The following is a 14,369-nucleotide window of genomic DNA, read 5'->3' on the forward strand; positions in this document are numbered from 1 at the left end:
TCGGATTGCGAGTGATCGCCCAAGGCAAGAAACCGCTAGACGATAGCCGCCGGCCACCACCCAGGGAACATTTGCTGAACCCTGGGCTCAGCGAAACGTTCGTCAATAAGCACCAACACCCCGCGGTCCTGGTCGCCACGGATAACCCGGCCAGCCGCCTGGATCACCTTGCGCACGCCCGGGTAGAGATAGGCATAGTCGAACCCCGCGCCAAACTGCCGCCCAAGGCGCTGCTTGAACTGTTCGTTGACCGGGTTGACCTGGGCAACCCCAAGGTGGCGACAAACGCGCCGATCAACCGCGTGCCTGGCAAGTCCACCCCTTCGCCGAAAGCACCGCCCAATACGGCGAAGCCCACACCTCGGCCATCGGCGACAAAGCGATCGAGGAATGCCTGGCGGGCCGCCTCGTCCATGCCCGGTTCCTGAGCCCACAGTGGAATCTGGCCATGCTGCTCGGCCAACAGCCGGGCCACCTGTTGCAGGTACTCGAAACTGCTGAAGAACGCCAGGTAGTTGCCCGGCATGCGCTCATACTGTCGGGCAATCAGCTCGACGATAGGTGCCAGGGAGGCTTGGCGCTGCTGGTAGCGGGTGGACACCTGGCTGGCAATGCGTACTTCCAGCTGTTCGGCGCGAAACGGCGCGGACACTTCGAGCCAGGCGGTGTCAGCGGGCATCCCTAGCAGGTCGCTGTAGAAGTGCCGTGGGCTCAACGTGGCGGAAAACAGCGTCACACTGCGCGCCGCCTGCATACGTGGGGCCAGCAGGCGCGCCGGGGTGACGTTGCGCAGGCACAGTGTGGCCAGCCGCCGTTTGCGCGTGCCCTGGCGCTGGCTGATGTCGAACAGGAAGTGCTCATCGAACAGTTCGGCAACCCGGCTGAACTGCAAGGCCTGATAGAAGAACTGCAATACCTGCGGGTCCACGTGTGCCGGCGCTTGGTTCATTTGCTCCTGAATCAGCCCGATGCACTGCTGCAAAGCACGCAACAGCCCGTCGGGCAGCGACTCGCTGGCGTGGTACGGCGCACGCTGCTCTTTATACAGCGCGTTCCAGTACCGGTTTAGGCGGTCCAGCGCACTGACCAGCCCGGGCGGTTTGCTCTGGCGCAAGGCCAGCAGTTGCCCTTGGTCAAGGCTGGCGCTGTACATGCCGCGCCCACGCTCGACCAGGTTGTGCGCTTCGTCCACCAGCACCGCTACGCGCCACTGGTTGAGCTGGGTCAGCCCAAACAGCAAGGCATGCGCGTCGAAGTAGTAGTTGTAGTCGGCAACCAGCACGTCGGCCCAGCGCGCCATCTCCTGGCCCAGGTAGTACGGGCATACCTGGTGTGCCAACGCCACTTCGCGCAGGTTGGCGCGGTCGAGCAACGGCTGTGCGGCCGCAGCCTCGCGTGCTGCCGCCAAACGGTCGTAGAAACCCGCAGCCAATGGGCAGGATTCGCCATGGCAAGCCTTGTCCGGGTACTCACAGGCTTTGTCGCGGGCGATCAACTCCAGTGTGCGCAAGGCAGGTTGCGGCGTGGCATCGGTGATCTGACGGATGGCGTCCAGGGCCAACGCCCGGCCTGGGGTCTTGGCGGTGAGGAAGAACAGTTTGTCCAGCTGTTGCGGCACCATTGCCTTCAGTAGCGGGAACAAGGTGCCTAGGGTCTTGCCAATGCCAGTGCTGGCCTGGGCCATCAGGCAACGGCCGGTGCTCACCGCCTTGTACAACGTTTCGGCCAGCTGCCGTTGGCCCTGGCGGAATTGTGGATAGGGGAAGCTCAGTGCCTGCAGGCCTTGATCACGATCACCTAGGCGTCGATGCTGATAGTGGGCCCAGCCGAGAAAGCGCTGGCATTGGATTTCGAAGAACTCCCGCAACTCGGCAGCCGTGTAGTGCTCGCTGAACAACGTTTGGCCATCGCTGTCCACGTCCAGGTACACCAGCGCCACCTCGATGCTCGGCAGTTGGCGTGCCTGGCACATCAGCCAGCCATAGACCTTGGCCTGTGCCCAGTGCAACTGGCGGTGATTGGCCGGCTGACGCGCCAGGTCGCCTCGGTGCGTCTTGATCTCTTCCAGGCGATTGCTGCCAGGGTCATAACCGTCTGCGCGGCCCCGCACCTTGAGGGTTTCGAATTGGCCTTCGAGGGTGATTTCGGACTCGTAGCCCGCAGCTCGCCGGGCCACTACCCGCTGATGCCCTTCAATGCCTTCCTGGGCGGTGGGCGACGGCGTGAAACGCAGGTCCAGGTCACCGACCTTGGCGCTGAACTCGCACAAGGCACGCACTGCCACGCTGTAGCTCAAGGCGTTTCGCTCCAGCGCACATGGCACACCGCGACGGGCAGGCCGTGTTGCCTGCAGAACTCCAGCCAGCGCAGTTGGTTGTCCTGCAGACGGTCACCGGGCCCCTTGACCTCGACCATGCGATAAAGGCCCTGCTCGGGCCAGAACTGGATCAGGTCCGGCATGCCGGCGCGGTTGCTGCGAATGTCCTGCAGCAGGCGCAGAAAGCACTGCTTCAGTTGGGCGGCCGGCAGGCAAGCCAAAGCCTGTTGCAGCAGGTCTTCGCTGAGCATGGACCAGAACACGAACGGCGACTGCAGGCCCTGCTTGCCCTTGTAGCAGTCGAGAATCGCCTGGTGATGGCTGCCGTCATCGAGCCGCCCGAGGCAGCGCTGGAACAGTGCACTGCGCCGTTGCTGGAAGTCGCTGTCGTGCAGGTCCTGTGGCGCAGCCTGGAACGGGTTGAAGAATGCGCCGGGCACCGGGGCGAAGATGGCCTCCCAGCACAACAGGCCAAACAGGCTGTTGAACAACGTGTTCTCCACATAATGTGCCTGCCCCCCTCTAGCGCCAGGTGTTGACGCACGGCTTCTTCCACGCCCAGTGCCGCGTGCTCGCGGGGCAGTTCAAGTTCGATCAGCTCCAGCGGCGCGACACGCTGGCGCCGCTGTGGCGGGCCGCCAAGCTTGCGGGCCAGGCGTGGCAGCATCCGTTCCAGGGCCTGCACTTCCAGCGCATTGGCCGGTGCCGCAGCCAGCTGTAGCGCCAGTGCATGGGCCTGGGGCCACTGTTCGCTGCGCTCCAGCACCCGCACCTGGCGAATGCGTGCCTGGGCATGGTCGCACTGCGCGTACACGGCCATGGCCAGATCCCAGTCACCCTGGCGCTCGCATTGTTGGCCCAAGGCGAATTGCAGCCGCGCATGGCGCCGGGCCAGCCAAGGGTTTTCACTGTGCAGCCCTTGCAGGGTCGCGAGGATCGACACTGGGTCGCCACCCTGCTCCAGGCGCTCGGCGCACTGGTGCAACGCCATGGCCAGGTCGAGCTCGTCACGCCGTTGCAAGGCTCGGGAATCGCTGCTGAACGGCACCTGCTCGTAGCGCAGCAGGCCAAGGTCGGCGAGGACGAAGTCTGACCAGTCCTGGTACAGGTTGCCGAAGAACAACAAACGCACCCGGTCGCACAGAGGCTGCAAGCACCACTGAAGGATGCGCACCTCGCTGTCGGGAAACCATTCGGCCAAAGGCCGGGCCGCCAGCTCCAGTGGCTTCAGCTGTGCCAACAGCTCATGCTTGGCGGCACGCGGGCGGCTCAGTTGTCGGGCGAAACAACGGGCCAGTTCGTCCTTGCGTAGCAAGGCGAACAGCTGCTCCAGTTCCAGTTGTTCGGGCTCCCGCACCCAGCCCAGGGCCTGCAATGGCTGCAGCGCCAGCGCAGTGTCGCCGATTTCGACGTAGTCGAGCCGGTCGCTGCGAAACAACTCGCCTTTGCGCATGACCATACGCACCATCAAGGCTTGGGCTGGTGCTTGCAGTTGGCTGAATGCGCGGATGAAAGCCAGTTCCTGGTCATCGAGCAGGTCTTGGTAGCGCTGTTCGACCCACAGCACAACCTGGCGGAAGTTGAACAGGTAGTAGAACGGGTCGTCGACGGAATGGGCGATCACGGATTAAGGTCAGTTTGCGGTAACAGGCACTGGTTATACATACAGACAAGCATGCCTGACAAGCGCCGTGGGTCAGTTCGATGGTGCTTTGTGTAGGAGCGGCCTTGTGTCGCGATGGGCTGCGCAGCAGCCCCCGGATATCGAGAACAACGCCAATATCACTGGGGCCGCTTGGCGGCCCTTTCGCGACACAAGGCCGCTCCTACAGGGGTTGCGTGACGTATCAAACTACTTGGTTGCTGGAACCATCCCCTCTGCCTCGACCTTGGCACTGCCGATCGGCGCCTGCAGTAGCAGGAAGTACGCCACTGCCGAGCACAACGCCACCACCGCGCTGATCATGAACGCCGTGGTGAACGAGCCCGAATACTGGATGCTGAACCCGGTCACGATCGGTGCCACGGAACCGGCGATGTAACCGCCAAAGTTCTGGATCGAACCAAACGACGCCACGCGCTGGCTGTCGACAATGGTGTTGACGATCATCCAGGCGGTGGCACTGGCCATGTTGATGCTGAACAGCGCCAGGCACAGCAGGATGATGCAGCCGGTCAGGCCGGTGACGAAGGACAGGGGCAAGGTGAACAGCGCGGCCAGCACCAGGCCGGTGATGACACTGAACTTGCGGCCACCCAGCACGCTCATGCCACGCTTTACCAGCCAGTCACAGAAGCGCCCGGCAACGATGGTACCCGCGGCACCAAAACCGTAGGCCAGCGACACGACCCAGGCGGTCTTGTACAGGTCCAGCCCATGTTCACGCTCGAAGTAGCCTGGCAGCCAGGTCAGGTGCAACCAGAGCATGTAGATCACCCCCATGAAACCCAGCACCGCGCCCCAGGTACTGCGGTGCTTGAACAGGTCGAGCCAGCCGGCGAAGTAGGATGCCTTCGGCGTGGCTGCAGCGGTTACCGGCGCCTGGTGCTCGCCCGGCAATGGCTTGCCTTCGGCCGCAAGCTCTGCCAGGTAACGGGCCTTGCTCTTGTAGAAGGTCAGCCAGCACACCGCCAGTACCACGCCGATCACACCGGTAATGATGAACATGCCGCGCCAGCCGAAGTTGACCATGAACAGCGTCAGCAAGGGTGGCGCCAGGCATGGGCCCAGGCACGTCGACGACCAGACCACGCCGGTCGGGGTGCCGCGTTCGTTGGCGTCGAACCACTCCGACAAGGCTTTGGCCGCCGATGGGAACATCGGCGCCTCGCCAATCCCCAGCAATACCCGCAGGCCCATGAATCCGGCAAAACTGTTGACCATGCCAAACGCTGCCTGGGCTACCGACCAGCCCAGCAACGAGGCACCCAAGGCGATCTTGCTGCCCAGGCGGTCGATGATCATGCCCATGGGCAATTGGGCAAAGGCATAGGCAATGGAAAACGCCGACAACAGAATGCCCATCTGCGACGGGCTGATCATCATGTCTTTCTGGATGGAGGTGTTGGCAATCGACAGCGCACTACGGTCCAGGTAGTTGACGATGCCGATCAGCAGCAGGAACACGACGGTGATGCGCTGGTACTTCTTCATAGGGTTCATGTGATGACCTTTCTTATTATTGTTGCCGCGCTATCAGCGCCTTGACGATCCCTCGATGCTGCTGCGCCCCTCCCTGACGCAGCGTGTCGTTCAAAACTGGCGCGCGGTGGCTGCAACCTCCAACAGGCCACGTTGGCCAAGGTTGTCGATCAGCGCGCGCAGGCCAAAGGCCCACTGCGGTGCCAGATCGCTGGTGGTCACGCGGTTGCACAGAGTACCCAGTTGCGGGTTGCTGATGCTCACCACGTCACCCGGTTTGTGGGTAAAGCCGTTACCCGGCTGATCGCGGTCCTGCTTGGGAGCGAACAGGGTACCGAGGAACAGCACCAGGCCGTCGGGGTATTGGTGATTCTCGTTGAGGGTTTGCTGCACCAGGTCTTGCGGGTCACGGCTGATCTGCCGCATTGAGCTACGCCCGGACAGGATGAAACCGTCCATGCCTTCGACCCGCAGGTCCACCTCGGCGGCGCGCACATCGTCCAGACCAAAGCTTTCGTCAAACAGCCGCAGCAGCGGGCCCAGTGCAGTGGACGCGTTGTTGTCCTTGGCCTTGGACAGCAGCAAGGCGCTGCGCCCTTCGAAGTCACGCAGGTTGACGTCGTTGCCGAGCATGGCGCCCTTGATGCTGCCATCGCTCGACACCGCCAGTACCACTTCGGGCTCTGGGTTGTTCCAGCTGGACTTGGGGTGGATGCCAATGTCGGCGCCGTGACCAACGGCCGACAGCGGCTGGGCCTTGGTGAACACTTCGGCATCCGGGCCGATGCCCACCTCCAGGTACTGCGACCACAGGCCCTGCTCTACCAGCACCTTGCGTAGCGCTTCGGCCTGGGCCGAGCCAGGTACGATCTGCGACAAATCGGCCCCGATGCGGCTGGCCAGGGTGTCACGGATAGCGTCAGCCTTGGCCGGGTCGCCCTTGGCCTGTTCTTCCACCACACGCTCCAGCAGGCTGGTGGCGAAGGTCACGCCTGCGGCCTTTACCGCTTGCAGGTCGATCGGCGCCAGCAGCCAGGGTTGGCGTGGGTCGCGCTGGGCGGGGTCGCTGTTGCCCAGCAATGCCGGCAACGCAATCAAGGGTTCGGCCAACGGCAAGGCACGCAGGTAGGCCACCGGGTCGGCCACTTCCAGCAGGGCCGATACAGTCGCCACGTGGGTGCTGATATCGTAGACGGCACCGCCTTTCACCAGCACTACCGCCGGCCCTTGGTCCGGCAACCAGACCCGCCCTACCCAGCTGCCGTTATCGAACACGCTGGCATCATGTTTTAGCGTCAGCGGTTGATTGGCGTTCGATCGTTCAGTCATCGGTGTACCCTTAATGTGCATCAATGGGAAAGTGCCGGCAGTTGCAACTGCCCGGCCAGGCGGTCAAGGTCGGCCACCACCTGAGGCGAAAGATTCACGCCCTGCTCCAGGGCCTGGCGACGCAGGGCAAGGCCAGCTTGCCCAGGCAAACGCACTGGGCGCTCGGGGTCGAGCGGGCGGCTGGCAAGTACCAGTCGGCCCAGGAAGCTGGTTTCATCGGTGAACGCTTCCAGGCCGCCAAAGAAGCGCGGGTCGATGACCACGGCAGTAGCCGAGGCACCCCACTGCTCTGGTGCATCCTTGCGCCCGTGGCCGCCCAAGCCCGACGTCAGGGCTTCAACCAGCAGCGCCAGGGCGAAGCCTTTGTGGCCAAAGGCCTGGCCACCCAAGGGCAGGATGCTGCCTTGCGGGCGAGTGAAGAAATCACCTGGGTCGTCGCTCAGTTGCCCCTCATTGCTCACCACTACCGGGTGCGGCAGGCGGCTGCCGGCATCGCGGCATTGGCCGACCAGGCCGAGGGTGACGGTGGACATGCTGACATCGAGCAGAATCGGCTCGCCCTGGGTCGGGATACCGGCAGCAATCGGGTTGGGGGTGTACACCGGGTCAATGCCGCCATGGGCGCAAACCAGCCCCAACGAAGGGTCCGAAGAGTAAACCATGGCCACCAAGCCCTGGTCGGTGTAGGGCTTGAGGTAGGCAGCCAGGCAGCCGATATGCGCCGCACGGCGCACCACTGCAATACCGATGCCCTGTGCGGTCGCGCCCTTGGCCGCACAGTCCAGGGCCCGGCTGACGCAATACGGCCCCAACACATAATGGCCGTCGAACAAGCTGGAAATGCCACTGTCCGCGACCTGTTCCAGCGCCTGCGCGCGGGCCTTGACGTGCCCGCTGAGCATACCGTCGATGTAGCGGCTGACCAGGTTCAGGCCATGGGTACGATGGCCGAGCAATTCGCCTTCGAGCAGCACCCGGGTCACCGCCTGGGCGACATCGGCATCGGCACCGGCTTTGGTGAACAGTCGCTCGACAAACGTGGTCAGTGCTTGCGCGTCGTACTGCGTGTTTTGAGTCATGGCAGTTACCTCGAAAAGGGGACGGGAGCGGTCGATCAGGTCACTGCCCCAATCTGCCAGGGCACGAATTCGTTCTGTCCATAGCCGTGCTGTTCGCTCTTGCTGCGTGCTCCAGAGGCAATGCGCAGCATCTGTTCGAAGATGAATGCGCCGCGCTCCTCGATACTGGTAGAGCCGTCGGCGATGCCACCGCAATTGACGTCCATGTCCTCTTGCTGGTGCTCGAAGACCCGGTTGTTGGTCGCCAGCTTGATCGACGGTGCCGGGGCACAGCCGTAGGCCGAACCACGGCCGGTGGTGAAGGCGATCAGGTTGGCCCCCCGGCCACCTGACCGGTGGCCGATACCGGGTCGTAGCCAGGGGTGTCCATGAACACCAGGCCCTGGGCACGCACGGCTTCCGCGTACTGGTACACATCGACCAGGTTGCTGGAGCCAGCCTTGGCCACCGCCCCCAGGGACTTCTCGAGGATGGTGGTCAGCCCCCTGCCTTGTTGCCGGCCGAGGGGTTGTTGTTCAGTTCGGCGTTCATGCGCTGGCAGTAGTCTTCCCACCAGCGGATGCGCGCCACCAGCTTTTCGCCCACCTCACGGCTTACCGCGCGGCGCGTCAGCAAGTGCTCGGCACCGTAGATTTCCGGGGTCTCGGAGAGGATCGCGGTGCCACCGGCTGCCACCAGGCGGTCGACAGCATTGCCCAATGCCGGGTTGGCGGTAATCCCCGAGTAACCATCGGAGCCGCCACACTGCAGGCCGACCACCAGGTGCCGGGCGCTGACCGGCTGACGCCGCACCTGATTGGCCTCGGCCAGCAGCGTCTTGACCTGTGCGATACCGGCTGCGATGGTTTTCGACGTGCCACCAATCCCCTGGATGGTGAATGCGCGCAGTTGCGCGCTGGCCTGCAGGCCCTGGGTTTCCAGCAGGCTTTCGATCTGGTTGGTTTCGCAGCCCAAACCAATGATCAGCACGGCAGCGAAGTTGGGGTGAACGGCATACCCGGCCAAGGTGCGGCGCAGCAGGCCAAGGGCTTCGCCGCTGGGGTCCACTGCGCAACCGGCACCGTGGGTCAGGGCCACCACGCCGTCGATGTTCGGATAGTCGGCCAGCACCTCGGGATGGATGTCACGGCGAAAATGGTCGGCCACGGCGCGGGCCACGGTCGCCGAGCAGTTCACCGAGGTAAGAATGCCGATGTAGTTGCGGGTAGCGACCCGGCCATCGGCGCGCACGATGCCCTGAAACTGTGCGGTGCTGCCCGGCTGAGTGCGGGTATCGACACCAAAGGCATAGTCACGGGCAAAATCGCCCATCTGCACGTTGTGCACATGGACATGGTCCCCAGCGTCGATAGCCTGCGAAGCGAAGCCGATGATCTGCCCATAACGGCGCAGCGGCTGGCCCTGCTCCACACGCTCGGTGGCGAGCTTGTGGCCCGAGGGAATTGGCTGGCGCACGGTGATCGCCTCGGCATCCAGGCGCAGCCCTTGCGGCAGGGCCTGGCGAGCAATGAGCACATTGTCCAGCGGGTTGAGGCGGATGACGGCTGGGTCACCGGATTTGGCAATCAGTTGCATGGGACCTCTCAGGGCGGTGCGGCTGACTTCTTGTTATGGCTGTCGCCACTGTAAGAAGCCTTGCGCAACATTCCCAATGAGATGATCCGATCGAACGATAACCTGGCGTTATCGCAACAAGATATCGGTGCGAAATCTTCAATCGACTATGGGGGCCATTGGGTCGTGCAGCAGCCCCCCGCTTCCTATGCTAGCGCTGCCCTGCGACGTTGTGCGCCCTCCAGCAAGATCTCGACAAACGCGCGGGCCGAAGCACTCAGCGGTTCATCCTTGCGGGTGACCACACCATACTCCAGCGCCGGCACATGCAAGGGGCTGTGCAGCTCCTTGAACTGCCCGCTGGCCAACTGCGCAGCAACCATCGAGCGCGGTAACATGGCGATCATCGGGGCTGATTGCAGCAGTTGCAGGAACATCGGCATGGAGATGGTCTCCACGCTGTCGGCGGGCGTTGCGATACCGGCCACCCGAAACGCCTGCTCCAGGCGGTTGCGGATCGGCGTGCCCACCGGGTACAGCACCCACGGCCAGTCGCCGAGTGCTTCCAGTGGCGTGCTGTCGAGCTGGTTGAGCGGGTGCTCGCTGTTCACTACCAGGCTGAAGGGCTCGGGCTCCAGCGGCTGGAAGTCGAACAGTTGGCTGAAACGCTCTTCGGTGAAACGGCCAATCATGATGTCCAGCTTGTTCTGCTCAAGCATGGTCAGCAGGTGATCACTGGAATGCTCCACCACTTCAATCGACAGCAATGGGCTGCGTGCCTTGATGGCGGCGATGGCCTGCGGCAGCACCAAGGCGGTTGCGGCAAAGATCCCACCAACGCGGATAAAGCCATGCCCGCCGTTACGCAGGCGGTTGACCTGGTCGACAAACTGTTGCGACTCGGCCAGCGCACCCTGGGCGTAACGCACCACGTATTCACCCAGCTCGGTGGGCGGCATGCTGCGTGGCAGGCGCTCGAACAGGGCAAAGCCGAACTGCTCCTCAAGGTCACGCAGCATCTTGCTGAGTGCTGGTTGGCTGAGGTTCATGCGTGTGGCAGTAGCGTGCATGTTGCGCGTGCGCGCCAGGGTATCGATCAGCACCAGGTGCTTGTAGCGGATCCAGTTGCAAAAACTGGAATGGGTCATGTCCGGCGGCATAGACGCAGGGCCTCGTGCGGGTGAAAGTTATTGAGCGCGCAAATAGCCCAGCAAGGTATCGAGGGCAACCGAGTTGGGCCGCGAACGCAGGGTCAGCACGCCAAGGTTGGCCATGGCCAGAGGAAGTTCCACGGGCAGGATGGCGACCATGCCATAGCGGGCATAGTGCTGGGCCACGTCATTGGGCACCACCGCGATCATTTCAGACGCTTCGAGCATGGCAGTGGTCGCCAGGATCGAGGCGGTTTCGACGATATCCAGCGACTGCACCATGCCCCCGGCCTGCAATGCGCTTTCGACGCGGCGGCGCATCGGGCTGCCGATGGGGTGCAGAATCCAGGTCAAGTGCACCAGATCGGCTAGCTGCAGGCAGGCGACTGTAGCCAAGGGATGGCCTGCGCGGGCAATCACGCGCATTTGTTCACCGCCTTCGAACAGCTCGATGTTCAACGCCTGGCTGTCGCTCTGGTCCGGCAGGCGCCCCACCACCATGTCGAAGTCGCCACGCAGCAAGGCGGGCAGCAAAGTATCGCTGGTGCCTACTTCCAAGGCGATGCGCACGTTGGGGTGGTCGCGTTTGTAGGCCAGCACCGCCTTGGTCAGCACACCCGGTACCGGGCCCATGACGCTGCCCACCCGCACCAGGCCGGAAGCCCCGCGCGCCAGTTCGGCAATTTGCGCCTGGGCATGCTCGAACTCATGCAACGCGTTCTGCGCATAGCGGATCATCACCTCGCCATACAGCGTCGCTTGCATACCCCGTGGCAGGCGTTCGAACAAACGCACCCCCAGGCGCTCCTCGAGCTGCTGCAGCAACAGGCTGGCAGCCGGTTGCGTGGTGTGCATCGCGGCCGCCGCACGGCGCAGGTTGCCGAATTCGCCCAAGGCATTGAGCAACGTGATCTGCCGGCTGGAGATCTTCAGTGCGCCGAGGCTGGCAGGCACCTGGGTGTTGTCGGTTGACGAGCGAGACATATCGAATCCGGTATCGCTGGTTAAGATTTGGCGATTATGCCTGTATCGCTCGACAACCTACAGTCAGCGCTCCCAGTGCTTGAACAGAACAAGAGCCGACCATGAGCATACGTATTACCCACCTGAGCGTTCGTGACATCCGTTTCCCCACTTCGCTGTCGCTGGATGGCTCCGACGCCATGAACAGCGCCCCCGACTATTCGGCGGCCTACGTGGTGCTGCACACTGACGCAGCAGCCCTTGAAGGCCACGGCCTGACCTTCACCATCGGCCGTGGCAACGAGATTTGCGCGGCAGCGGTGCAGTCGCTGGCCCCCCTTATCGTCGGCCTTACCCTTGAAGAAATCACCGCCGACATGGGCGCTTTCTGGCATCGCTTTACCGTCAGCGACAGCCAGCTGCGCTGGCTGGGCCCGGAAAAGGGCGTGATCCACCTGGCCACTGCCGCCATCATCAATGCCGTATGGGACCTGTGGGCCAAGCACGAGGGCAAGCCCGTCTGGAAGCTGCTGGCCGACATGACACCCGAACAGCTGGTGCACTGCCTGGACTTCAGCTACGTCACCGATGTGCTCACACCCGAAGAAGCCATCGCCCTGCTGCGCCGTCAGGCACCGGGCAAAGCCCAGCGCGAGGCGCAGATGCTGCGTGAAGGCTACCCAGGCTACACCACTGCACCGGGCTGGCTGGGCTACAGCGAAGAGAAAATGCGCACGCTGGCCCGCGAGGCCGTGGCAGACGGTTGGACCCATATCAAGCAGAAGATCGGTGCCGACCTGGAAGAGGACATCCGCCGCGCCAGCATCCTGCGCGAAGAAATTGGCTGGGACCGCACCTTGATGATGGACGCCAACCAGGTGTGGAGCGTGGAGCAGTCTATTGCCAACATGCGCCGCCTGGCTGCCTTCGAACCACTGTGGATCGAAGAGCCGACCAGCCCCGACGACATCCTCGGCCACGCCACCATACGCCAGCGCATCGCGCCGATTGGCGTGGCCACCGGTGAGCATTGCCATAACCGGGTGATGTTCAAGCAGATGTTCCAGGCCGGTGCGCTGGACTTCTGCCAGCTGGACGCAGCCCGCCTGGGTGGCCTGAACGAAGTGCTGATCGTACTGCTGATGGCGGCCAAGTACGACGTGCCGGTGTGCCCGCACGGCGGTGGCGTCGGGCTGTGCGAATATGTGCAGAACATTGCCTTGTTCGACTACATCGCGGTGTCGGCCTCGTTGCACAACCGGGTGCTGGAGTATGTCGACCACCTGCACGAGCACTTCATCGACCCGGTGGTGATCCGACGCGGGCGCTACATGCCGCCACAACGCCCCGGTTACAGCATTGAAATGCACGCCGAGACCCTGGAGCGCTACCAGTACCCCAATGGCGCAGTGTGGCTCGACATCAACCGCTCCTGACCCACAGACCTGGGTGTGCCGTGGCCACACGGCACGCCACCAGCACTTTTCATGGGGAAAAAAACAATGACAACCCTCACCCGCGCAGCGGCTTCGGCCCCTGCCGCCACGAACGAACAGCGCCTGAACAGCTTGCTGCTACGCAGATTGATGCCACTGCTCATCGTCGTCTACGTGATGAGCTTTCTTGACCGCACCAACATCGCCCTGGCGAAAGCGAGCATGGGCATCGACCTGGGCCTTTCGGCAGCAGCCTATGGCCTGGGCGCTGGCTTGTTCTTTCTCACCTATGCCCTGGCCGAAGTGCCCAGCAACCTGATCATGCACCGGGTGGGCGCGCGCTTCTGGATCACCCGCATCATGATTACCTGGGGCCTGCTCTCGGCGGGCATGGCCTTCGTCCAGGGTGAAACGTCGTTCTACATCATGCGCCTGTTGCTGGGGGTGGCCGAAGCGGGCCTGTTCCCCGGTGTAATGTTGTACCTGACCTACTGGTTCGACCGCGAACAGCGCGCCCGCGCCACCGGTTACTTCCTGCTGGGCGTGTGCCTGGCCAACATCCTCAGTGGCCCGCTGGGCGGTGCCCTGCTGGAAATGGATGGTGTGCTGGGCTGGCACGGCTGGCAGTGGCTGTTCGTGCTCGAGGGCCTGCCTGCCGTGGCCTTGGCCTTCGTGGTGTGGAAAAAGCTGCCGGACGGCCCGGCCTCGGCGCCCTGGCTGTCGGCCGCCGACGCCCAGGACATCGAACGCCGCCTGGCCGCCGAACGGGCTGCCGCACCGCAGCAGAGCAAGCTGGGGCAGATGTTCCGCGACCGGCAGATCTGGCTGGCGATCGGGGTGTACTTCGTGCACCAGATCACCATCTACACGGTGATTTTCTTCCTGCCCGGCATCATCAGCACCTACGCTGCCCTATCACCCTTCCAGGTCGGCCTGCTGACAGCAGTGCCCTGGATTGCCGCTGCCATAGGCGCCGCCACCTTCCCACGCCTGGCCACCTCACCGCGCCGCTGCCGCACGCTGCTGTTCTTCGGCCTGTTGACCATGGCCACCGGGTTGCTGCTGGCATCGCTGAGCAGCTCCTTCATTGGCCTGATCGGTTTTTCCCTTACCGCACTGATGTTGTTCGTGGTGCAGTCGATCATCTTTGTCTTCCCCTCCAGCCGTCTGAGCGGTAACGCACTGGCGGCGGGCCTGGCCTTCGTCACCACCTGTGGCCTGTTGGGTGGCTTCGTCGGGCCGTCGGTGATGGGGTTGATCGAGCAGACCACCGGTAGCACCCGCCATGGTCTATGGATCATTGCAGCATTGCTCGTATTGGCGGCACTGGTCAGTACCCGTTTGCGCCAAGGGCAGGAACAACACTAAGTAGTACGCAATTTCACGCCCCTGCCAGGA

7 protein-coding genes and 3 pseudogenes are annotated in these 14,369 nt (G+C 63.4%); 2 read left to right on the forward strand and 8 right to left on the reverse strand.

The genetic code is table 11. The annotated features are described in order from the left end of the window. Window positions 1-35: 35 nt before the first annotated feature. The 8 genes and pseudogenes from AB5975_25520 to AB5975_25555 form a co-directional block, all read right to left on the reverse strand. Window positions 36-2,296 (reverse strand): annotated as a pseudogene (locus AB5975_25520) (ATP-dependent DNA helicase). Then, window positions 2,293-3,941 (reverse strand): annotated as a pseudogene (locus AB5975_25525) (VRR-NUC domain-containing protein). Before AB5975_25525 ends, AB5975_25520 begins: the two co-directional pseudogenes overlap by 4 nt. 228 nt (window positions 3,942-4,169) lie before the next feature. Next, entirely contained in the window at window positions 4,170-5,471 is a 1,302-nt protein-coding gene (locus AB5975_25530; protein XDR23031.1) for an MFS transporter, read from the reverse strand. A 99-nt stretch (window positions 5,472-5,570) separates the two neighbouring features. Then, window positions 5,571-6,788, reverse strand: a complete 1,218-nt coding sequence (locus AB5975_25535) for a fumarylacetoacetate hydrolase family protein (protein ID XDR19815.1) — start codon at window positions 6,786-6,788, stop codon at window positions 5,571-5,573. A 20-nt stretch (window positions 6,789-6,808) separates the two neighbouring features. After that, window positions 6,809-7,867, reverse strand: a complete 1,059-nt coding sequence (locus tag AB5975_25540) for an Ldh family oxidoreductase (protein XDR19816.1) — start codon at window positions 7,865-7,867, stop codon at window positions 6,809-6,811. Window positions 7,868-7,902: 35 nt separating this feature from the next. Continuing rightward, window positions 7,903-9,442, reverse strand: a pseudogene (locus tag AB5975_25545) (UxaA family hydrolase). Window positions 9,443-9,627: 185 nt separating this feature from the next. Next, window positions 9,628-10,581, reverse strand: coding sequence for a LysR family transcriptional regulator (locus tag AB5975_25550; GenBank protein XDR19817.1), 954 nt, complete (start codon window positions 10,579-10,581; stop codon window positions 9,628-9,630). Window positions 10,582-10,608: 27 nt separating this feature from the next. Further along, on the reverse strand, window positions 10,609-11,556 hold the full coding sequence (locus tag AB5975_25555; protein ID XDR19818.1) for a LysR family transcriptional regulator: 948 nt from the start codon (window positions 11,554-11,556) through the stop codon (window positions 10,609-10,611). Window positions 11,557-11,657: 101 nt separating this feature from the next. Between AB5975_25555 and AB5975_25560 the strand changes: the two genes are divergently transcribed. Both AB5975_25560 and AB5975_25565 read left to right on the forward strand, forming a co-directional pair. After that, the gene (locus tag AB5975_25560) at window positions 11,658-12,971 is read left to right on the forward strand and encodes an L-fuconate dehydratase (GenBank protein XDR19819.1); all 1,314 of its coding nucleotides are present in this window, start codon (window positions 11,658-11,660) and stop codon (window positions 12,969-12,971) included. 66 nt (window positions 12,972-13,037) lie between these two features. Further along, window positions 13,038-14,339 carry an MFS transporter gene (locus AB5975_25565; protein XDR19820.1) on the forward strand — a complete coding sequence of 434 codons (1,302 nt, stop codon included), beginning with the start codon at window positions 13,038-13,040 and terminating at the stop codon, window positions 14,337-14,339. Window positions 14,340-14,369: the final 30 nt, after the last annotated feature.

It is taken from the genome of Pseudomonas putida (genome assembly GCA_041071465.1).
GTDB classification, from domain to species: Bacteria; Pseudomonadota; Gammaproteobacteria; order Pseudomonadales; family Pseudomonadaceae; genus Aquipseudomonas; species Aquipseudomonas putida_P.